This window comes from Zobellella taiwanensis, assembly GCF_003012795.1.
GTDB lineage: Bacteria > Pseudomonadota > Gammaproteobacteria > Enterobacterales > Aeromonadaceae > Oceanimonas > Oceanimonas taiwanensis.
On record NZ_PXYH01000003.1, the window covers coordinates 1 to 19,902 of the forward strand.

The window sequence follows — 19,902 nt, forward strand, 5'->3', positions numbered from 1 at the left end:
TTGCGAAGGTCAAAACCGGCATCACTGTCCCCGAGTTCGGGGTAAGTTAATGGCATGAGCCGTATACGTGGCCCGTATGTACGGTTCTGTGAGAGGGATGAGGCGGTAACGCCTCACCCTACTCGATGGTCGATACAAGATCGGCAAAACAAAAAAGCGCCGGTCGGCGCTTTTTTGATTAAGGGCTGTGATCCGTTCAGGCCAGCTTGGTCTTGCCCGAGGCCATCAGCCGGCGCACGATCTTTTTCAACAGCGGAGCGAACAGCGACAGGGCGGCCAGTACCAGCAGCCACATGGAAATGGGTTTGTCGACAAAGGTCATCCAGTCGCCGCCGGAGATCTGCAGGGCACGGCGCATGGACTCTTCCATGATGGCGCCGAGGATCAAGGCCAGGATCAGCGGGGCTGTGGGAAAGCCATACAGCTTCATAACGAGGCCGATCAGGCCGAAGCCGAGCAACAGCAGCAGGTCGAACACGTTGAAGCTCAGGCCATAGACGCCGATCATGCAGAAGATCAGGATCATTGCCAGCAGCAGTGGCTTGGGCATGTCCAGCAGCCGGGCGATGTAGGGAATGAGCGGCAGGTTCAGCACCAGCAGGAAGATGTTGCCCACATACATACTGGCGATCACGCCCCAGAACACGTCCGGACGCTGCTCCAGCATCATGGGGCCCGGGGTCACGCCCATCACCAGCAGGGCTCCGAGCAGCACGGCGGTGGAGCCGGAGCCGGGTACACCCAGGGTCAGCAGGGGGACGAAGGAGCCGCCGCAGGCGGCGTTGTTGGCCGACTCGGGACCGGCCACGCCCTTGATATTGCCCTTGCCGAAGGTATCGCCGTCCTTGGCCAGGCGTTTTTCCAGACTGTAGCCGAGGAAGGAGGCGACGGTGGCGCCGGCGCCGGGCAGTACACCAATGAAAAAGCCGAGTACCGAGTTACGGCCAATGGGGCCGGCGATCTCCTTGACTTCGGCCTTGCTCAGCTTGAGCGAGCCGATGTTGTTTCGCGGCTGCTCTTTGCCGCCGCCGCCCTTGAGCAGCATGTAGAACACTTCCGCCAGGGCGAACACGCCCAGGGCCACCACCAGGAAGTCGATGCCGTCGAGCAGTTCCAGGCTGCCGAAGGTGTAGCGCTCGGTACCGGTCTGCAGATCGATACCGACGATGGAGATCATCATGCCCACCACGGCGGCGATCAGCCCCTTGACCAGGGACTTGTCGGACAGGCTGACCACGGCGGTCAGGCCGAGCAGCATGAGGGCGAAATATTCGGCCGGGCCAAAACTCACCGCCACCTTGGACAGCAGGGGAGCGATCAGCATCAGGCCGATCACCGACACTGTGCCGCCGATGAAGGAGGCATAGGCGGCGATGGCCAGGGCCTTGCCCGCCATGCCTTTCCTGGCCATGGGGTAGCCATCGAAAGAGGTGGCCACGGTGCCGGCCACGCCCGGCGCGTTGAGCAGGATGGAGGAGGTGGAGCCGCCGAAGATGGCGCCGTAGTACACCCCGGACATCAGGATCAGGCCCGAGGCGGGATCCATGCTGAAGGTGATGGGGATCATCAGCGCCAGGGCGCTGATGGGACCGAGGCCGGGCAGCATGCCGATAATGGTGCCGGCGAATACACCGACGAACACATAGGCGATGTTCATCGGGTCCAGGGCCACGCTAAAGCCGTACAGCAGGCTGTTGAATGCATCCATCATAGTGGTAAACCTTTGATTATTCCTGAATAAAGGTAAGTCGGTGGGCGAGGCCTAGAACGGCAGTATGCCGGTTGGCAGGTAGACGTCCATCACGTAACTCATCATGACATAGAGCGCCAGCACCACGCCGCCCGAAGCCAGCAGGTTGACCTTGTGGTTACGGTAACCGTAGTAGTAGGCCAGGCCGCAGCACAGCAGGATGGAGGTGACCACAAAGCCCACCGGCTGCAGGGCGAAGGCGTAGCCGACAATGGCCGCCGAGGTCACCGCCACCCGCATGCGCGGGCTGGTCCAGAGCGTATCGTCGCCGGCCGCCGGGCTGTCTTCCTCGTCCTGCTCCCGGTGGGCGGGAGCCTCGAGGAACAGCAGGATGGACAGGATCAGCAGGGCGCCGCCCAGCACCTTGGGAAAGGTGTCCGAGTCGACGGGACGGGGCAGGGAAAATCCGGGGATCTGGAACGCCATCCACAAATAGCCGAGGGACACCAGGGCCAGGATGATGCCGATTTTCTGGTTGATGTTGAGCTTGTTCATAACAATACCTGTGCTTTAAGGGTGACGGAGTCGCCTCCGTCACCGCCGTCCATTAGCGCCGCAGCAGGCCCAGGTCGCCCAGTATGGTGCTGAACTGGTCAAGCTGGGTGTCCAGGAAGGCACCGAAGGCCTCGCCATCCTGATAGGCGTCTATCCAGCCCAGCTGTTCGCTGGCCTGTTTCCAGGCATCGGTCTGTACCATGCGGGAAAACAGATCCTCGTAGTAGGCCCGGGCCTCGGGGGACATGTTTTTCGGACCCATGACGCCGCGCCAGATGTCGAAGGTGTAGTCGACGCCCTGCTCCTTGAAGGTGGGCACGCCGGCCAGGACGCCGCCCAGGCGCTCGGGAGACGACACCGCCAGGGCGCGCAGCTCGCCGCCTTCCAGCTGGCCCGCCGACTCGCCGGCCCCGCTGATCACCGCTTCCACATGGTTGCCCATCAGGCTGACCATGGCCTCACCGCCGCCGGAAAAGGCGATGTAGTTGACATTGCGCGCTTCCAGGCCGGCCTCGGCGGCGGCCCCGGCGATGGCTATGTGGTCCATGGAGCCGGCGGCAGAGCCGCCGCCCACGCTCAGGCCGGGGTTGGCCTTCATCGCGGCGAACAGGTCATTGATGTCCTGATAGGGCGAATCCTTGCGCACCAGAATGATGGCGTAATCGGTGTTCAGCTTGGCGATGGGGGTGAAATCCTTGTGGCTGAACCGCGAAGTGCCGGCCAGGGGCACCAGTATGATGGGCGGGCTGGTGGCGAACAGCTTGTGGTCGTTTTTGGCGTCGCGGGCAATCTGGGCCCAGGCCACGGCACCACCGCCGCCGGGCACGTTGATGGCGGCGAAGTTCTGGGGGGCCAGTTTTTCGGTCTGGATCACCATGCCGGCGGTACGCACCAGGGTATCCCAGCCACCGCCGGGGTTGGCGGGAGCGATAAACTCCACGGGGCGGGTGGGTTGCCAGTCCTGGGCCTGGACCTCTGCCTGGGCACCGAGGGCCAGCAGCGGCAGGGCGGCCAGGCCAAGGCGTTTGAAGGGTTTGCGCAGGGCGTTGAACATGAGGTTCTCCTTTATCGTCCTTGTTAATGTCCTGTGAAAGATAAAGGCGGGAGTGTTACCGGAACAAGTTTTGGGGCATAAGGAAAAAAAACGGCATTAAGGTGATTTTGTGCATATTGTTCACGGGCCGGCGTCAGGGCTCAGGCGGTAGCGCCGCTCGGGCCGGCCGACCTCGCCGTAGGCCTGCTCGGCGCAGGCCTCGCCCCGGGAAACCAGGAACTCCAGATAACGGCGGGCGGTGGAGCGGCTGGCACCGATGGCCTGGGCCAGTTCCACCGCGGTTTGCGGCCGCCGGGCCTGGACCAGGGTGGCGATGACCGTATCCAGGGTGAGTTTGTCGATGCCCTTGGGCAGGGCCCCCGCCGGGGCTGGCGCCGGTTGCGGGCGGCCTGCGGGCCGGCGGTTGAGTGCCTGGTCCAGCTCTTCCTGGCTGATTTCCTGCTTTTGTTCGAGCCAGGATCGCTCCCGCAGGAAGCGGTCGAGCATGTGGGCCATGCGTTCTTGCTGGGTGGGTTTGATCAGGTAGTCGAATACGCCGCCGCGCAGGGCTTCCTGTATGGTGTCCACTTCCCGGGCGGCGGTGACCATGACAATGTCGATATGGCGGTAAAGCCGGCGGATTTCCCACAGCAGTTCAAGCCCGGTAGCATCGGGGATGTAGGCGTCGAGCAGGATCAGGCTGACTTCTTCGCCCCGCCCGGCGAGAAAGGCCAGCGCCTCGGCACGGGTCCTGGCTTCGCCAAGCACCCTGAAGCCTGGGCTGTGTTCCACGAACTGGCGGTTGATGTCGCTGATGCGAAAATCGTCCTCGACGATCAGGACCCCATGGGGCTGATTCATGGTTATTCTTCCTCCCTGGCGGTCACCGAGGCCTTGGCCAGGGTGACGATAAAACAGGCTCCGCCCAGATCGCCGTCTTCGAGACTGACGTCGCCGCCGTGCTCCAGGCAGAGCTGGCGCACCAGCGCCAGGCCGATGCCCCTGTGCTGGCCGGCCTTGGTGGTGAAGCCGTCCTGAAAAATCTGCTCCAGCAGCGCCGGCTCCACACCCGGGCCGTTGTCCTCCACCTCGAACAGCAGCTGTTCCCCGAGATCGGTAAAGAACAGCCTTACCCTGGGGTTGCCTTCCCGGCTGTGCAGGGCGGCATCCACGGCGTTATTGAGCAGGTTGCCGAGTACGCTGAGCAGGGCCTGCTGGCCGCCCGGGCTCAGGGGGGTGTGCAGGGCGCTGTGTTCGACGATGTCCAGCTGTACGCCTTGTTGCTCGGCATCGGCCAGCTTGCCGAGCAGGATGCCGCCCACCAGGGGATCGGCAATCTGTTCCAGCACCGTGGCCAGCCGGGCCTGCTCCCTGGCCGTTTCCTGGTTGATCAGGGCCAGCGCCTGCTGGGGCTTGTTCAATTGCAGCAGGCCGGAGATGGTGTACAGCTTGTTGGAGAATTCGTGGGCCTGCACCCGCAGGGCGTCCCGGTCCCGGTTGACTGCATTCAGTGCCAGCGACAGCTCGCGGATCTCCTGGCGGCTGCGAAAGGTGGCGACGGCACCTTCCACCCGGCCCTCGTGGATGATAGGGACCCGGTTGACTACCACCGGATGGTTGCCCACCCACATTTCCTGGTCGAACTGCCGCTCGCCGCTGGACAGCACCTCCCGCATCCGGGAGTTGGGCACCAGCTCCTGCACCGGCCGGCCCACCGCCGCCACCTGGGGCGGCAGATCGAGGAAACGGCGGGCGGCCTGGTTGAGCAGGGTGATCTGCCCCTCCCGGTTGACCGCCACTATGCCCTCGTGGATGGACTGCAGTATGGCGTCCTTCTCCATCACCAGGCGGGCGATTTCGTGGGGCTCCAGCCCCAGGATCACTCTTTTCAGGTGCTGGGCCAGCCACCAGGCGCCGGCGAGGCCAAGCAGTACCATCAGGCCAATCAGGCTCCAGCCCAGGGCGAGGTGGTTGTCGATGTCGAGGTCCACCTTCTCCAGCATAAAACCGACCGACACTATGCCAATGATGTTGCCGTCGGTATCGCGCACCGGCGCTTTGCCGCGGATGGCCTCGCCCAGCGAGCCCTCCGCCTCCGAGATATAGGACTCGCCGCCGAGCAGGGCCCTGTCGTTGTCGCCGCCCACCATCGGCAGGCCCAGCCGCTCGGGCAGGGGGTGAGCCAGCCGGATCCCCCGGTGATCGCCCACCACCACATAGCGGGCACCGGTTTCAAGGCGGATGCGCTCGGCCAGGGGCTGGATCAGGGCTGCCGGATCCGGGCTGTCGAACGCCGCCACCAGGGCCGGCATCTGGGCCACGGTGCGGGCCACGCCGAGCGCGCGCAGACCAATCTGCTCGCTGATGATCTGGCTTTGACGATGGTTGAGGTAGGCCCCCTGCACCAGCAGGGTGGCCGCGACCAGGGCACCCACCAGCAGCTGCACCTGGGTGCGAAAAGGCAGGGGGGCGAACCAGCGGTATGGTTTCGGCAAGGGGGCGACTCCGCAAAAGGCTGGCCACCAGTGTATCGCCCCAGGCCGGGCCAAATCCAGCGTCAATGGCTAGAGGCCGGCCTCGGCCAGCAGCCGTTGAGCATCCACCTCGTCCAGTTGCGCCGGTGCCAGGAAGCGCCGGCCGTAGTCCAGGTAGAGCCGCCGTTCGATAAAAAAGCGAAACAGCTCCGGATCCAGGTGCCGCTCCCTGACCATGGTGGCCATGATGGCCAGGGACTGGCTCACCGTCTTGGCTTCCTTATAGGGGCGGTCGGCGGCGGTCAGGGCCTCGAACACATCGGCCAGGGCCATCATCCGCGCGGTCAGGGGCAAGTCGCCGGCAGGGACACCCCTGGGATAGCCGCCGCCATCCATCCGTTCGTGATGGCTGGCCGCCAGCAGCGGTACTTCGCTCAGGTGGCGGGGATAGGACAGCTGGCTGAGCATGATCAGGGTATGCACCATATGGGCCTGTATGGTGTAGCGTTCTTCCGCCGTCAGGGTGCCGCGCCGGGTCGCCAGGTTGTAGCACTCGCCCAGGTTGAGCCGCAGCGCCGGCTGGGCCAGGGTGATACCCCAGGGATTGTCGGCGGTGATCCGCTGGGCCGGCGGGTAGGGGATGCGATGCCAGGGATGATCCGCCAGCAGCGGCTCCCATACCGGCAGCGGTCCGCCCGGGCCACGACGTTCCGCTTCTTCCCACGACAACCCCAGGGTATCGTCCAGGGTGCGCAGCCAGCGCTCCCGGGCGATGCGCTCCAGGCGCGCCAGTTGTTCGTCGCCGAGCGACTCCTGGCTCAGATTGAGGGCGGCGATAAAGGCAAAGTCCTGATCCAGCCGACGCTGGCGGCGGTGCCGGCGGGGAGCCAGGCGACGGGCATCGCCGCCGCCGGCCAGGGCTCGCCAGTAGTCGATGTCGGCATCCCGCTTGAGCACTTCAAAACGCATGCGGATCTCGTGCAGCCGGTTGTACAGGGTTTCCAGCTTGGTGGCCTTGTCGATCACGTGCTCCGGCGTCACCACCTTGCCGCAGTCGTGCAGCCAGGCGGCCATGCGCAGCGCCTCCCACTGGCCCTCGTCGAGCCGGAACCCGGCCAGGGGACCGGTATCGGCCTCGCTGGCGGCGCGGGCCAGCATCAGGGTCAGCTCCGGCACCCGCTGGCAGTGGCCGCTGGTGTAGGGGGACTTGGCGTCGATGGCCGAGGCGATCACCTGCACCACCGATTCGGTCATCTGTTTTTGCTGCTCGAACAGCGACATGTCTTCCAGAGCCAGGTTGGCGAACTCGCCGTAGTGCTCGATAAAGCGCCGCTTGCCGTCGGACAGGGGCGGTGCGCCGTAGCTCAGGCCCAGTATGATGGCGCCGTTGAGTTCGCCGAAGCGGTCGTAGAGCAGCCAGGGCAGTTCGAAGCGCAGACCGTGGCCGTCCAGTCCGGCCAGCAGTTGCCCGGCGATCTCCTCCGGCGGTGTGTCGGCGGCCAGTTCCAGCTGCTGGCGGGCGCCGTTTTGCCAGAGTGCCAGCCGTATCCGACCATCCTGGCGACGGGCCCGGTAGATCAGGCAGCGCCGGCCGCCGCCCAGGCGCACTATGCCCCGGCTGACCTGTTCCAGCATGTCGTTGAAATCCCGGCTGCGGGCCAGTTGATGCAGTTCCCGGGTAAAGCTCGACAGGGTGTCGCAGGTCAGCCGCAGGGCGCCGTCCAGCATCGCCAGCTCCTTGTACAGGTGCTGCCCGGGACGGTAGTCGAAGTCGAACTCCTGGATGCTGCCCATGGCCTGGGCCATCTTCAACAGGGGCCGGGAAATGGCGCGGGAAGCCCAAATCACTACCGGCAGGGTGAGCAGGATTAAGGCCAGGGTAAGCAGGATCTGGTTGCGGCTGAAGGCCAGCGCCTCGGCCATCAGGCTCTGGTAGGGCACCAGGGTGACCAGCCGCAAATCCAGCCCCGGCAACTGGACCCGGGTTTGCTGGCCCAGCCAGCGGCGGCCGTCCACCCTGGCCTGCCAGGTGGCGGCATTGCGTTCCAGCAGGGGGGCAAAGCCCTCCAGGGTCGACAGGGGCGGCATACCGGTGCCGTCCTCGGTCGGCGGGTGCTCCAGGTTGCTGGCCAGAATACGGAATTCGGGCGCCTGCAGCAGCAGCGTCCTGGCGTCCGGCCGGTCCCGCCCGAGCAGCGCGGCCAGGTCGCTGAGCAGCAGGTCGGCGGCGAATACCCGGCCCTGCTCCCGGTCCGCCAGGGACAGGGTAAGCCCGGGCTGGCGCAGAAAGTAAAAGGAATAGGGCGGTGTTATGGCGGTGCCGGCGCGCATCAGGGCGGTATGGAACCAGGGCCGGGTACGGGCGTCGAAGCGGCTCTCGTCGACCAGGACCGACGACAGGGGCTGGCCGTCCCGGCCAAGGTAAACACGACGCACCGGCGCCGAGGGGTGGGTGATGTCCATCACCCAGTCGGCGCCGGTTGGAGCCTTGAAAAAGTCGCGCATGGCCCGGGTACGCATGGCCCGGAAAAACAACCCCCGGCCGTCGGCTTCGCCCAGGTAAAAGGAGATGGCCTGGGGATTGGCATCGAGCAGGGTCCGCATCAGCGGCCACCAGCGATCCGGCGATGATTCGGCCCCGGCCAGGTTGATACTGCTGGCGCGCATCAGTGCCAGGCCGGTGTCGATGCCGTGCAGGTTATGCACCAGCCGCTGGCCAAGTGTCTGCTCCAGGTGGTGGAGGCGGCGTTCGCTGTCCTGCAGCAAAAAATCACTGTGCTGGCGGTGCTGGGCGTAGATCAGCAGCAGGCCGAGCAGGACGATGATGACGGTGAACAGGCAACTGATGTAGAGCCTGAGGCTGAAGCGGGACAACGGCAGGGGCATGGCGGCGTTCCGTGTGCGGGACTGCCATAAGCGTAGACGGCATGGACGGAGTTGGGGGCCGAATCGGGTCCGGCCGTCCCTTCAGCTGCGATAGTCGCCGATGTCCGGCCGGCGGCTGGGGCCGCGCAGGGCGATGTCGACCGGATGGAAGGCCTTGATGGCCTCAAAGCAGAAGTCGCCCACTGCCCGGTGCAGCGCCTGGGGATCGTGGTTGGTAATGATAATCACGCTTTTAGACAGGTTGCGGCGCCGGCGCAGCAAGTGGCCGAGGAAGCTGGACTGGCTTTCCGCCAGCCGGCTGCGGTTGGCGGCCACTTCGTCGAGGATCAGCAAATCCACCTCTTCCAGCGCCCGGCGATACTGGTTGCGGCTTTCCTGATCTTCAATGACCCCGAAGAACAGCCGGTCCACCACCGAGGCCCATTGCTGGAAGATCACCGATTTTTGATGCTGGCGGATCAGCTCGTGGGCAATGGCGCCGGCCAGGGTGGACTTGCCGGTGCCGAAGTCGCCGTAGAGCAGAATGGCGGCGCCGCCCTTGGTGCCCCAGTGATCAAAGGCGTTGATGAAATGGTGGGCGGTGTCGATATGTTCGGCCAGGGCCGGATCCTGCCGGTCCATGTTGGCGAAGGTCCAGTCCGGATTGAGATCCGCCTGGGCCAGCAGGCGTTCGGTACGCTGTATCCGTGCCCGCTGCTGCAGCTGGCGCACTTCCTCGTTGGCCTGCTGTTCATACTGGCGGCGCAGGCTGTTGTAGTCGTACTGGGGCAGTTGGCCGCCGGCCCGCAGCCGCCGCAGTCGTTGCAGTATGTCCCGCACCTGGCCGTCGGCGGCCACCGGGGCGGGTTCCTGTCGTTGCTGCTGGCGCCGGCGGCGGGCGATGTCGGCCAGTTCGGCGGCCATTTCTTCAGGTGTCTTTTTCATCGCTGCTCCCCTGGCATTGTTGCTGCAGGCGGCGCGCCTCCGCCATCATTTCCCTGGCCCTTTTGCTCGGGCCGGCGGCGGCGGCGGGCGGCCCCTGCTGATAGCCGGCCGGCTCGCCGGGCTCCGGCGTCCGGCGCAGGCTGCGCTGGTTTTTGAGTTTGCGCACAAACTTGAGCATCCACTGGTGCTGGTTCTCGAAGACTTCCGGCCGGCCCAGCCAGTAGGCGATAAACTCGCCCAGTTCGGTTTCGTCGAAGTGGCTGTCGAGCAGGCCGCACAGCCGCGCCAGGCCGTCGAACTGGTCGTCGGGGCGCCATTCGGGGTGCATGGCGAACTGGCGGGAGGGCAGGGGGGCCAGGCCCGCCAGCTGTTTCAGCGCCAGCCGGAAACGGGCGCCGTGATAATGCTGGGGGTGGGGCCTGTCGTGCAGGCTGAGCAGGCCGGCCCGGCACAGTTCGTCCACCAGGGCGGTCAGCTCCGCCGGCGTGACCCGGTAGCGGTAATGCCCCTCGCCCTGCACCGCCAGCGCCTTGCCCAGGCCCGGGTAGTCGAGCGGCTGGGTCAGTTCGCCCCTGGCCTGCTGCCTCAGGTAGAGCAGGTAAAGGCTGCGGGCCGGATGGGAGAGTTGGGGAGAGGTCAGCGCCTGGTATTCTGCCGGAGTCATAAAGCCATCGTGGTTGCGTGATGCGGGCATTATCCAACAAAGCGCCGGCAGAATACAGCCGTTGGCGACGGGCCTTTCACTGTGGCGGAAATCGGCTAGGCTCAACATATGTTGTCATTATCACCAGGCCCGTACATGTTCGACGGCTCCCCAAAAGTCTTGCTAATAGAGGATGATCCCGTATTCCGCCAGCTTATGGTCGCCTACCTGGAGCTGTGGGGGGCGCGGGTGCTGGAAGCCGACAATGGCGCCGAAGGCCTGCTGCTGGCCGAACAATACCGCCCCGATCTGGTGCTGAGCGAGCTGTTGCTGCCGGCGCCGGCAGGGCAGGAGCTGATTGGCGAGCTCAAGCGACGTTATCCCTGGCTGCCGGTGATCGCCGTTTCCGGGCTGCAAAAAATGGCCGACGTGGCGAGGGCCTTGCGCGCGGGGGCAGAGGACTACCTGATCAAGCCAGTGCGCAACTGGAAGGTGGTGGAGCATGCCATTGCCGCCTGCCTGTGCCCGCAGCCCGCGGCCGAGCTGGCGGAACTGGCCGGGCACCTGGCGTTTTACCGCCGCCGGGACGTGGCGGCCACCCGGCTGGTTCAGGGGTGGCGGCAGCAGCCGGAGCGGCTGCTCGATGGCTGGCGGCTCAGTTGCCGGCAGAATTCTCCCTGGGTGCTGACCGAATACCTTCGCCTGGAGCAGGATCTGTTGCTGCTGGTGGCGGAGTTCGATCCCCTGCACAGCGATACCCCGGTGATGATGACGCTGGTGGCTTTTTTGCTCCATGAACCCCTGCGCCGCCATCGCGACAATCCGGACAGCCCCCTGCTCAGTCCGGCCCGTACCCTGGAATACATCAATCAGCTGATCCTGGATGCGGGCCTGGACGCCAGGGTGAACCTGGTGCTGGTGCGGCTCAATGCCGGCCTCGGCACTCTGGAAGCGGCCAACGGGGGCATGGCCGGTTGCGACTGGCTGGATTTGTGCAATGCCGGCCCGCTCGGCGGTGGCCAGCTGGTGGCCTGCCCCCACCGACAAAGGTGCAGCTTTCCCCTGCGGCTGAGCCTGAGGGGCGGTTTTGGCGGCGAAATCGAGGTGACCGCCAGCCCCTTGCCGGGCTAGCGCGGCTCCAGCCCCTCCAGGTAGCGGCGAAAATCGTCACCCAGTTCCCGGTGGCGCAATCCGTATTCCACATTGGCCATCAGGTAGCCGAGCTTGCTGCCGCAGTCGTGGCTTTTGCCGGTAATGTGATGGGCATCGACCGTTTCCTGCTCCATCAGCATGGCGATGGTGTCGGTCAGCTGGATTTCATTACCCTTGCCGAGCGGAGTTTTCCTGAGCAGCGGCCAGATGGCGGCGGACAGCACATAGCGGCCCACTACCGCCAGCCGGGAAGGGGCTTCCTCCCGGGATGGCTTTTCCACCATGGCATGGATGGGAGCCGAGGCGCCCTGGGACAGGGGCTGGCCGCCGATGTCGACGATGCCGAACTGATCGACCAGCTCTGCGGCCACCGGCTCCACCAGGATCTGGCTGTGCCCGTTGTCGGCGAAGGCGCGGATCATGGCGGCCAGGTTGTGCTGTTGCAGCCGGCAGGCGGCATCGTCGATCAGCACATCCGGCAGCAGTATGGCAAAGGGGGCATCACCCACCAGTGGCTGGGCGCAGAGGATGGCATGGCCCAGCCCCTTGGCCTCGCCCTGGCGCACGTGCATGATGGTGACGTCGGGCGGGCAGATGTTCTGTACTTCGCTCAGCAACTGGCGCTTGACCCGTTTTTCCAGGGTGGCCTCCAGCTCGAAACTGGTATCGAAGTGGTTTTCGATGGAGTTCTTGCTGGCGTGGGTCACCAGCACGATTTCCTTGATCCCGGCCTGCACCGCCTCGTTGACCACATACTGGATCAGGGGCTTGTCGACCACAGGCAGCATTTCCTTGGGAATGGCCTTGGTGGCGGGCAGCATGCGGGTGCCGAGACCGGCGACGGGGATGACCGCCTTGCGAATCACTGTTTGGGATGGCATCGGGGAAAACCGGAAAGTAAACGGAATGCCATGATAACCAATGACGCCTCTCCCGACCATGCCGGGAGAGGCGTTTGTCGTCCGTCAGTGACTCAGCAAATGACGGTTTTTCTCTACCGTGGACTCGCCGATGCCTTTGACCTTGGCGAGGTCGTCGATAGTGGCGAAGGGTCCGTTGGTTTCCCGGTACTCTACGATGGCCGCAGCCTTGGCCGGCCCTATGCCGGTCAGCTGGGCCAGTTGCTCCGGACCCGCGGTGTTGATGTTGATGCTGGTTACGACCGTATCTTCACCGGTGGCTTCGTTGGCCATGAGCGGGCTGCCCAGGGCCAGCATGGCGGCCAGCAGGGCAGAGGAGAGGGTTTTATACATCTCTTGACTCCTTCCTTGGGTTGGTGGTTTTTTGTCCATTGGACCTATCAAGGTTTGTCGAAGGAGAAGAATTAAGCAACCGGTGTGGTCAAAAAATCATCTTTTCATGCGGCGGCAAGCCGGCGAAAAACCGGCTTGCCGGATAGACTGGCTCAACGGCTGATGGTCTGCTCCGCAACCTGGATACCACTCCGAGAGAGGCGCGGATAGCAGCCCTGTTCTGCGAGAACGACATACTGGCGATAGGGGCGCTGGAGCCGCCGTCATGCTATCTGGCGCCCTGGTGCTCCGGCGTTCTCATCTCGGGGGATAATAAAAAACCGGCCCGGGGCCGGTTTTTGGCATTCAGGGCAGGACTTTCCTGAAGGGCTTGACGATGACCGAGGCGTAGACACCGGCGGCGTTATAGGGATCGGCATCGGCCCAGGCCCGGGCGGCGTCCAGCGAGTCGAACTCGGCGATCACCGTGCTGCCGGTAAAGCCGGCCTCGGCAGGGTCTTCGGCGTCGATGGCCGGGTTGGGGCCGGCCACCAGCAGCCGGCCTTCCTCGGCCAGGGCCTGCAGTCGGGCCAGGTGGGCCGGGCGGGTTTCCTTGCGCATGGGCAGGCTGTTGGGAACATCTTCACTGAAAATCACGTACCACATCAGGGTTGTCCTTCTTGTTTGGTGCCGTCCTGTGGCGGCAATTGGCGATAGAGGTAAAAGGCGGTGGCGAAGGTGAAGGCCAGGGTCAGGCCGAGCAGGCCGAACACCTTGAAATTGACCCAGAATTCCTGGGACAGGTAAAAGGCCACATAGACGTTGAGGGCGCCGCAGAAGGCGAAAAAGCCCACCCAGGCCAGGTTGGCCCTGTCCCAGATGGCATCCGGCAGGGGCATTTCCTTGCCCAGCATCTGCTTGATCAGGTTCTTGCCGAAACCGTAGCGGCTGACCAGCAGGCCGACGGCGAACAGGGCGTTGACAGCGGTCACCTTCCATTTGATGAAGGCGTCATCCTGGAAGAACATGGTCAGCCCGCCGAAGAACAGCACCAGCACCAGGGTGACGAGGTGCATTTTTTCAAGCCGTTTGTGCCGGAGCCACTGTACCAGCATCTGCACACAGGTGGCGGCCATCAGGGCGCCGGTGGCGGCATAGATGTCGACCGTCTTGTACACCACGAAGAAGATGATAAGCGGGATGAACTCGGCGAATTGCTTCATAGGAATGACCCGTACTGCGAATGTGGGCCCAGTTTACCCCCATGGCTGGCCGCAGGCAAAGTCGTCCGCCATTTATTCAATACAAAAGGGCCCCGGTCCGATGCGGAACCGGGGCTCTTTGCTTATGGGGAGACGACGAGAGGGAGCGGGGACTTAGCCCTGCACGCCTTCGGCGATAAAGTCCATGCTGGCCCGCACCGCCGGCAGGGGCTGGTCCAGCTCGCACACTTCCCTGGCGAAGGGCTCGAAGGAGAAGTAGCCCCGGTAGCCGGTCTGGAGCAGGGTGCGGATCTGGCCGATATTGTCCAGCCGATCCGCGGGGCCGACCAGCACCCGGTGGGCGTCCAGCATCTGCTCATAGCCGATGGCGGTGTCTTCCACCCCGGAGATGTGCACCAGGCCGGTGAACTCGGGGAAGAACTCGGTTTCGCCCGCCACCCTGTGGTGGAAGGTGTCATGCACCAGGGCGAAACGGCCCTCGCCGCCCACCGCCTGGATGGCGGCCACGGCGTTTTTCTTCAGCCGCAGGGAGGAAACGGGAAAGCCCAGCGGCTCCACGAAACCCTTGAGGCCGTGCTGTTCCAGTATCGGCTGGAGGCCGCGCAGGGCCTGCTCCAGGCTGGCGGCATCCGAGCCCTGGAAGCTGCCGTCGTTGAGCGGGCACAGCACCAGGCCGGTGGCGCCGCAGGCGGCGGCCAGTTCGGCCAGCCTTTCGGCCTGGGCGGCGCGCTCCGGGTTCCAGACGTTGAACGGATAGAGGGCGTTGATGCTCAGGATCTCGATGCCGAGCTCTCGGGCCCGGGCGCCGATGGCGCGGGCGTGGTCCAGCTCGCTGATGCTGTTGTCGGCCACGTCGTTGCGCAGTTCTACCGCCTTCAGGCCCAGGGCCCTGGCGGTGTCGAGCAGTTCGAAGGCGCTCAGCCTGGGCGCCGTCATATGGTTCAGGGAGAAAGTCGGGGTCAGTCGGGACATCTTGGTTCGGCTCCGTACATCACTTGTTATAAAAGGTGGGGCGCTCGGCCATCACCACGGGTTCAATCTGGCCACTTTCCTGGGCCAACACGCAGGCATCGGCGGCCACGGCGGCGGCATAGCCGTCCCAGGCGGTGGGGCCGGACAGCTGCTGCTGTTCAATGCCCTTGATAAAGTCCTGCAGCTCGATGTCGTATGCGTCGATAAAGCGCTGTTTCCAGTCGGTGAGGATGTTGGTGGCCAGTTTGGCCTCGGTGCGCAGCAGCAGGCTCTGGGGCTCGGGCAGGTTGGCGACACCGGTTTCGCCCACCACCGAGCACTGGATGTCGTAGCCGTACTGGCAGTTGACGAAGATTTCCAGATCGATGCGTACGCCCTTCCGGGTTTCAATCAGCACTATCTGCGGATCGGCCAGGTGCTCGAAACGGTGGCGGGTACGCTTGGGATACACCACCTGCACCGTCTTGTAGTCGTCGTCCAGCAGCCAGCGCAGCACGTCCAGCTCGTGGATGGCGGTGTCGACGATGGCCATGCTGGTGACATAGCTGTCGGGCACCGTCGGGTTGCGGTGGGCGCAATGCACCATCAGCGGCTCGCCGATCCGGCCGGCGTCGATGGCCTGTTTCAACAGCTGGTAGCCCTTGTCGTAGGGGCGCATAAAGCCTACCTGCACCAGGCGCTTGCCGGCGGCCACTTCGGCCTCGACGATATTGAGGCAGCCCCGGGCGGTGGTGGCCAGGGGTTTCTCGCAGAACACGTACTTGCCGGCCGCGATGGCGGACAATACAAACTCCTCGTGGGTGGGACCCCAGGAGGTGACCAGCACGGCGTCCACGTCGTCGGCCTGGATCAGCTCGTGGCCGTTGTCGTAGACCTTGGCATCCAGCCCCAGTCGTGCCACCACCGCCTCGGCCTGGGCCCGGTTGACGTCATTCACCGCCACCACCCGGCCGCCGGACAGGGTCTGGGTAATGCGGCGGGCGTGGTCTGCACCGATGGCGCCGGTACCGATAACACCAATTCTGATTGTCATGTTTTTCCTCCAGATCAAGGTCGTCTCGTCGGCCTGGCGCCGACGCTCAGCGGTCTGCTTCCCACAGGCCAGCATTGTTCGATGTTACCGGCTTGTTGGAATTTATGTTTCATGGGCATCACTATAGGCAGTGGCGGGGCAAAAACGCCAAAGGCGTGATGATGGAAAACCATCATGCGGGGCTATACTGGCTTGATGTTGGGATCTGGAGTGAAGAAACATGAAGAAGATCACGCTGGCGGAGGTCGCCAGGCGGGCCGGGGTGGGGGAAGCCACGGTGGATCGGGTGTTGAACGAGCGGGGCAATGTGTCGCCGGACACCGCCGAGCGAGTGATCCGTATCGCCCGGGAGCTGGGGCTGAAACGGGTGTTGCCCGACGAATGGCGCCGGCTGCGCCATATAGAGGTGTTCCTGAGCGACAGCGACACCTATTTCTTCAAACAGCTGAGCAAGAGCTTTATGCAGGCGGCCGACACCCTGGGCAAGCGGCGCCTGGTGCTGCACCGCACCTTTGTGGGCGAGCGGGAGCCTGACCTGCTGGCGAAGAAACTGGGCGAGGCCGCCGCCCGTCGTGACGGCATCATCCTGTTCGGCTCGGATCACCCTGCGGTGGTGGCGGCGGTGAACGCCGCCACCGACCAGGGAGTGCCGGTGATCACCCTGGTCACCGAGCTGCCGGGCACGGCGCCCCTGGCCCATGTGGGCATCGATCAATACGCCGCCGGGCGCACCGCCGGCTGGCTGCTGGGCCAGTGGTGCCGGGATCCCGGCGAGGTACTGGTGGTGTGCGGCCCGCTGGAGGTGCTGGTGCACCGGGAGCGGATGCGCGGCTGCCGGGAGCGGCTGGCGGAATCCGCGCCCCATTTGTTGCCCCGGGTGCTGGAGGGCCGGGAGCAGAACGACCTTATCGAATTCCTGGTGCGCGAGCGGCTGGCCGAGGGGCGGGTGGTGGCGGTGTACAACACCGGGCCCGGCAACGGCACCATCGCCCGCCTGCTGGCACGCCGGGACCTGGCCGGGCGTTGCGTCTTTATCGGCCATGAGCGCCACGCCACTACAGAAAGCTTGCTGAGGCGCGGCCTGATGCAGCTGACCCTGGATCAAAATCCCAGGCTGCACGCCTTCCGCGCCCTGGAATTGTTGCTCTGTCATCTGGAGCAGATCGCGCCGGCCGCCGGTGGGCGTATCGACTTCTCCCTGTTCACTCCCGAAAACATCGGCGGCTGAGCTGCGGCTCTCCTCTATTGAAATTTACATTTCATTCTGTCCGGCTCCGCCCCGGGTCTTCGAAAGCCCGGGTGGGGCAGAGGCACCGGTTTTCCCCTTAAATCCTGCCTTGTTTTTAATTAGTTGATTTTTATGAACTTAATAAGCAAATTCCCGAGCTGATGTTCAGGCCGGGGCACCATAACAGGATCCATGTCAAAAAATTGTTATTTTTTGGAGTGAAATCCCGTAAGTGGCTTGCCAAAAATCATAAATTCCAACATCATTTGTTTTGAAATAAATATTCAATTGGGTGGGCAGGTTGTCCGTGTTCCTTCATATTCGGCCAGCCGTTTGCCGGTTCCGCCTCAAGGATTGAAATACTGCGTTCCGACAAGGAGTAAGACCATGAAATTCAAAAAGCTGATTGTTGCCTCCGCCCTGGCCGCCACCCTGCCGTTTGGCGCCTATGCCGATGACATCAAGGTCGGCGTGTCCATGGCGATGTTCGACGACAACTTCCTGACCCTGTTGCGCCAGGCCATGCAGGAGAAGGCGGCGGAGCTGGAAGGGGTCGATACCCAGTTCGAGGATGCCAAGATGGACGTGGTCCAGCAGCTGCAGCAGGTGGAAAGCTTTATCAGCCAAGGGCTGGATGCCATCATCGTCAACCCGGTGGACACCCAGGCGGTGGCGCCCATCGTTAAGCGGGTCCATGAAGCCGGCATTCCGCTGGTGTTCGTCAACCGCCGTCCCGACGCCGAGCTGCCCGAGAACATGGCCTATGTGGGCTCCGATTCCAAGGTGGCCGGCCGGCTGCAGATGGAATACATCGCCGACAAGCTGGGCGGCAAGGGCAACGTGGCCATCCTGATGGGCAATTTGTCCGACGAATCCACCCGCGACCGCACCGGCGGGGTAGAGGAAATTGCCGCCAAGTACCCGGACATCAAGATCATCGCCAAGGAAACCGGTAAATGGTCCCGCAAGGAAGGCATCGACACTACCAATAACTGGCTGTTGTCCGGCTACGAGTTCGATGCCATCGCCTCCAACAACGATGAAATGGCCATCGGCGCCATCATGGCCCTGGGCCCCAACCGCCTGAAGGACGTGATTGTTGGCGGGGTGGACGCTACTCCCGACGCCCTGGCCTTTCTGGACAAGGGCATGATGGACGTGACCGTGTTCCAGGACGCCAAGGGCCAAGGCAAGGTCGCTGTCGATACCGCCTACAAGATGGCCAGGGGCGAAGCCGTGGAGAAAAACATCATGATCCCCTATGAGCTGGTCACCCCGGAAAACTACAAGGAATACGTTGGACGTAACTAAGCCATCAACCGGGGCCCGCGGGGCGGGCCCCTTGATACGTCTTGGAGGTAATCAGATGTACCCATATGTGCTCGAGGCCGAAGGCATCAGCAAAGGCTTCCCCGGTGTCAAGGCGCTGGACAACGTCACCCTGAAGATCCGCCCGGGCAGCGTACACGCGCTGATGGGCGAAAACGGCGCCGGCAAGTCGACCCTGATGAAGTGCCTGATCGGCATCTACACCCCGGATACCGGCACCATCAAGGTCAAAGGCAAGGCAATGAACTTCCGCGATACCATGGACGCGCTGCACTCCGGCATTTCCATGATCCACCAGGAGCTGAACCTGGTGCCGCACATGACGGTGGCGGAAAATATCTGGTTGGGGCGCGAGCCGATGAAAGGCCCCTTCGTCGACCACGACATCCTCTACCGGGAAACCGACAAACTGCTCAAGCAGCTCAGCATCAAGGTCAAACCCGATGAACTGGTGGGCGAGCTGAGCATCGGCACCCAGCAGATGATCGAAATCGCCAAGGCAGTGTCTTACGACGCGGACGTGGTGATCATGGACGAGCCGACCTCGGCGCTGACCGAAGGCGAGGTATTCCACCTGTTCCGCATCATCAACGACCTCAAGGAGCAGGGTAAGTCCATCGTCTACATCAGCCACAAGATGGACGAAATTTTCGAAATCACCGACGAGATCAGCATTTTCCGGGACGGCACCTACGTCGGCTCGGACAAGACCGACCATTTCGACCGCCAGAGCCTGATCACCAAAATGGTGGGCCGCGAACTGACCCAGATGTTCCCCAAGTTCAACGACAATATCGGGGAAGAGGTGCTGGCGGTGAACAACCTCTGCCGCGCCGGCAAGTTCCACGACGTGAGCTTCTCCCTCAAGCGCGGCGAGATCCTGGGGGTGGCCGGCCTGGTCGGCGCCGGGCGCAGCGAGGTGATGGAAAGCCTGTTTGGAGTACACCCGGCGGACAGCGGCAGCATCGTGCTGGAAGGGCAGGAGGTGAGCATCGGCTCTCCCGCCCAGGCCATCGACCTGGGGCTGGCCTTCCTCACCGAGGATCGCAAGAAATCCGGCCTGTTCCTGGTGCTGTCGGTGCTGGAAAACATGAGCATCGTCAAGATGCCGAAATACATCGACAACAAAGGTTTCGTCAGGCATTCGGACATGGCCAGAGACTGCCTGGAGCAGATCCAGAAACTCAATATCAAGACCCCGACCATGGATCAGATCATCAACAACCTGAGCGGCGGCAACCAGCAGAAAGTGCTGATCGCCCGCTGGCTGCTGGCCCAGCCCAAGCTGCTGATCCTGGACGAGCCGACCCGGGGCATCGACGTCGGTGCCAAGGCGGAAATCTACAAGCTGATCAGCGAGCTCGCCAACCGGGGCGTGGCCATCATCATGGTGTCGTCGGAACTGCCGGAAATCCTGGGCATGAGCGACCGGGTGATGGTGATGCACGAGGGGCATATCACCGGCATTCTGGACAAAGCGGACGCCACTCAGGAAAAAATCCTCGAGTTGGCCTCGGAATAAGCGGTT

18 protein-coding genes are annotated in these 19,902 nt (G+C 63.7%); 4 read left to right on the forward strand and 14 right to left on the reverse strand.

Going from position 1 to position 19,902, the window contains the following annotated elements; genetic code table 11:
• Positions 1-196: 196 nt before the first annotated feature.
• The 8 genes from C7I36_RS02560 to C7I36_RS02595 all read right to left on the reverse strand — a co-directional run bounded on the left by C7I36_RS02560 (position 197) and on the right by C7I36_RS02595 (position 10,226).
• Entirely contained in the window at positions 197-1,711 is a 1,515-nt protein-coding gene (locus C7I36_RS02560) for a tripartite tricarboxylate transporter permease (RefSeq protein WP_219899586.1), read from the reverse strand.
• A 51-nt stretch (positions 1,712-1,762) separates the two neighbouring features.
• Positions 1,763-2,245: a tripartite tricarboxylate transporter TctB family protein gene (locus C7I36_RS02565; protein WP_106452174.1), complete on the reverse strand. Its 483-nt coding sequence runs from the start codon at positions 2,243-2,245 to the stop codon at positions 1,763-1,765.
• 52 nt (positions 2,246-2,297) lie between these two features.
• Positions 2,298-3,299 carry a tripartite tricarboxylate transporter substrate binding protein gene (locus C7I36_RS02570; RefSeq protein WP_106452175.1) on the reverse strand — a complete coding sequence of 334 codons (1,002 nt, stop codon included), beginning with the start codon at positions 3,297-3,299 and terminating at the stop codon, positions 2,298-2,300.
• Between the two features lie 120 nt (positions 3,300-3,419).
• On the reverse strand, positions 3,420-4,139 hold the full coding sequence (locus C7I36_RS02575) for a response regulator (RefSeq protein ID WP_106452176.1): 720 nt from the start codon (positions 4,137-4,139) through the stop codon (positions 3,420-3,422).
• A gap of 2 nt (positions 4,140-4,141) precedes the next feature.
• Complete coding sequence (locus tag C7I36_RS02580; RefSeq protein ID WP_219899587.1) at positions 4,142-5,773, reverse strand: ATP-binding protein; 1,632 nt, start codon at positions 5,771-5,773, stop codon at positions 4,142-4,144.
• A 69-nt stretch (positions 5,774-5,842) separates the two neighbouring features.
• On the reverse strand, positions 5,843-8,638 hold the full coding sequence (locus C7I36_RS02585; RefSeq protein WP_106452177.1) for an HD domain-containing phosphohydrolase: 2,796 nt from the start codon (positions 8,636-8,638) through the stop codon (positions 5,843-5,845).
• An 81-nt stretch (positions 8,639-8,719) separates the two neighbouring features.
• Positions 8,720-9,562: a DnaA ATPase domain-containing protein gene (locus tag C7I36_RS02590; protein WP_106452178.1), complete on the reverse strand. Its 843-nt coding sequence runs from the start codon at positions 9,560-9,562 to the stop codon at positions 8,720-8,722.
• Positions 9,546-10,226, reverse strand: a complete 681-nt coding sequence (locus tag C7I36_RS02595) for a DnaT-like ssDNA-binding domain-containing protein (protein ID WP_106452362.1) — start codon at positions 10,224-10,226, stop codon at positions 9,546-9,548. Before C7I36_RS02595 ends, C7I36_RS02590 begins: the two co-directional genes overlap by 17 nt.
• Positions 10,227-10,361: 135 nt before the next feature.
• On the opposite strand from C7I36_RS02595, the gene C7I36_RS02600 reads away from it, so the two are divergent.
• Complete coding sequence (locus tag C7I36_RS02600) at positions 10,362-11,336, forward strand: response regulator (protein WP_106452179.1); 975 nt, start codon at positions 10,362-10,364, stop codon at positions 11,334-11,336.
• On the opposite strand, the gene galU is transcribed toward C7I36_RS02600, so the two are convergent.
• From galU to iolG, 6 genes are all read right to left on the reverse strand, one after another.
• Positions 11,333-12,238, reverse strand: a complete 906-nt coding sequence (gene galU / locus C7I36_RS02605) for a UTP--glucose-1-phosphate uridylyltransferase GalU (RefSeq protein WP_106452180.1) — start codon at positions 12,236-12,238, stop codon at positions 11,333-11,335. The genes C7I36_RS02600 and galU overlap by 4 nt on opposite strands.
• Positions 12,239-12,322: 84 nt before the next feature.
• A complete protein-coding gene (locus C7I36_RS02610; protein ID WP_106452181.1) occupies positions 12,323-12,610 on the reverse strand; it encodes a ComEA family DNA-binding protein in 288 nt (95 codons plus the stop codon).
• 345 nt (positions 12,611-12,955) lie between these two features.
• The gene (locus C7I36_RS02615) at positions 12,956-13,255 is read right to left on the reverse strand and encodes a YciI family protein (protein WP_106452182.1); all 300 of its coding nucleotides are present in this window, start codon (positions 13,253-13,255) and stop codon (positions 12,956-12,958) included.
• A complete protein-coding gene (locus tag C7I36_RS02620) occupies positions 13,255-13,812 on the reverse strand; it encodes a septation protein A (RefSeq protein ID WP_106452183.1) in 558 nt (185 codons plus the stop codon). The genes C7I36_RS02615 and C7I36_RS02620 overlap by 1 nt, the downstream gene beginning before the upstream one ends.
• 153 nt (positions 13,813-13,965) lie before the next feature.
• On the reverse strand, positions 13,966-14,784 hold the full coding sequence (locus C7I36_RS02625; RefSeq protein WP_106452184.1) for a TIM barrel protein: 819 nt from the start codon (positions 14,782-14,784) through the stop codon (positions 13,966-13,968).
• Between the two features lie 19 nt (positions 14,785-14,803).
• Positions 14,804-15,817, reverse strand: coding sequence for a bifunctional inositol 2-dehydrogenase/D-chiro-inositol 1-dehydrogenase (gene iolG, locus C7I36_RS02630; RefSeq protein WP_106452185.1), 1,014 nt, complete (start codon positions 15,815-15,817; stop codon positions 14,804-14,806).
• Between the two features lie 220 nt (positions 15,818-16,037).
• Between iolG and C7I36_RS02635 the strand changes: the two genes are divergently transcribed.
• The 3 genes from C7I36_RS02635 (at position 16,038) to C7I36_RS02645 (ending at position 19,896) form a co-directional block, all read left to right on the forward strand.
• Positions 16,038-17,045, forward strand: a complete 1,008-nt coding sequence (locus C7I36_RS02635) for a LacI family DNA-binding transcriptional regulator (protein WP_106452186.1) — start codon at positions 16,038-16,040, stop codon at positions 17,043-17,045.
• A 387-nt stretch (positions 17,046-17,432) separates the two neighbouring features.
• Positions 17,433-18,356, forward strand: a complete 924-nt coding sequence (locus C7I36_RS02640; RefSeq protein ID WP_106452187.1) for a sugar ABC transporter substrate-binding protein — start codon at positions 17,433-17,435, stop codon at positions 18,354-18,356.
• A gap of 55 nt (positions 18,357-18,411) precedes the next feature.
• On the forward strand, positions 18,412-19,896 hold the full coding sequence (locus C7I36_RS02645; RefSeq protein WP_106452188.1) for a sugar ABC transporter ATP-binding protein: 1,485 nt from the start codon (positions 18,412-18,414) through the stop codon (positions 19,894-19,896).
• The last annotated feature ends 6 nt before the right edge of the window (positions 19,897-19,902 follow it).

What these genes read in the sequence shown, in the direction of transcription:
- C7I36_RS02560 (WP_219899586.1), bottom strand. Translation starts at nt 1,711, where the DNA reads ATGATGGATGCATTCAACAGCCTGCTGTACGGCTTTAGCGTGGCCCTG.
- C7I36_RS02565 (WP_106452174.1), bottom strand. Translation starts at nt 2,245, where the DNA reads ATGAACAAGCTCAACATCAACCAGAAAATCGGCATCATCCTGGCCCTG.
- C7I36_RS02570 (WP_106452175.1), bottom strand. Translation starts at nt 3,299, where the DNA reads ATGTTCAACGCCCTGCGCAAACCCTTCAAACGCCTTGGCCTGGCCGCC.
- C7I36_RS02575 (WP_106452176.1), bottom strand. Translation starts at nt 4,139, where the DNA reads ATGAATCAGCCCCATGGGGTCCTGATCGTCGAGGACGATTTTCGCATC.
- C7I36_RS02585 (WP_106452177.1), bottom strand. Translation starts at nt 8,638, where the DNA reads ATGCCCCTGCCGTTGTCCCGCTTCAGCCTCAGGCTCTACATCAGTTGC.
- C7I36_RS02590 (WP_106452178.1), bottom strand. Translation starts at nt 9,562, where the DNA reads ATGAAAAAGACACCTGAAGAAATGGCCGCCGAACTGGCCGACATCGCC.
- C7I36_RS02595 (WP_106452362.1), bottom strand. Translation starts at nt 10,226, where the DNA reads ATGACTCCGGCAGAATACCAGGCGCTGACCTCTCCCCAACTCTCCCAT.
- C7I36_RS02600 (WP_106452179.1), top strand. Translation starts at nt 10,362, where the DNA reads ATGTTCGACGGCTCCCCAAAAGTCTTGCTAATAGAGGATGATCCCGTA.
- galU (WP_106452180.1), bottom strand. Translation starts at nt 12,238, where the DNA reads ATGCCATCCCAAACAGTGATTCGCAAGGCGGTCATCCCCGTCGCCGGT.
- C7I36_RS02610 (WP_106452181.1), bottom strand. Translation starts at nt 12,610, where the DNA reads ATGTATAAAACCCTCTCCTCTGCCCTGCTGGCCGCCATGCTGGCCCTG.
- C7I36_RS02615 (WP_106452182.1), bottom strand. Translation starts at nt 13,255, where the DNA reads ATGTGGTACGTGATTTTCAGTGAAGATGTTCCCAACAGCCTGCCCATG.
- C7I36_RS02620 (WP_106452183.1), bottom strand. Translation starts at nt 13,812, where the DNA reads ATGAAGCAATTCGCCGAGTTCATCCCGCTTATCATCTTCTTCGTGGTG.
- C7I36_RS02625 (WP_106452184.1), bottom strand. Translation starts at nt 14,784, where the DNA reads ATGTCCCGACTGACCCCGACTTTCTCCCTGAACCATATGACGGCGCCC.
- iolG (WP_106452185.1), bottom strand. Translation starts at nt 15,817, where the DNA reads ATGACAATCAGAATTGGTGTTATCGGTACCGGCGCCATCGGTGCAGAC.
- C7I36_RS02635 (WP_106452186.1), top strand. Translation starts at nt 16,038, where the DNA reads ATGAAGAAGATCACGCTGGCGGAGGTCGCCAGGCGGGCCGGGGTGGGG.
- C7I36_RS02640 (WP_106452187.1), top strand. Translation starts at nt 17,433, where the DNA reads ATGAAATTCAAAAAGCTGATTGTTGCCTCCGCCCTGGCCGCCACCCTG.
- C7I36_RS02645 (WP_106452188.1), top strand. Translation starts at nt 18,412, where the DNA reads ATGTACCCATATGTGCTCGAGGCCGAAGGCATCAGCAAAGGCTTCCCC.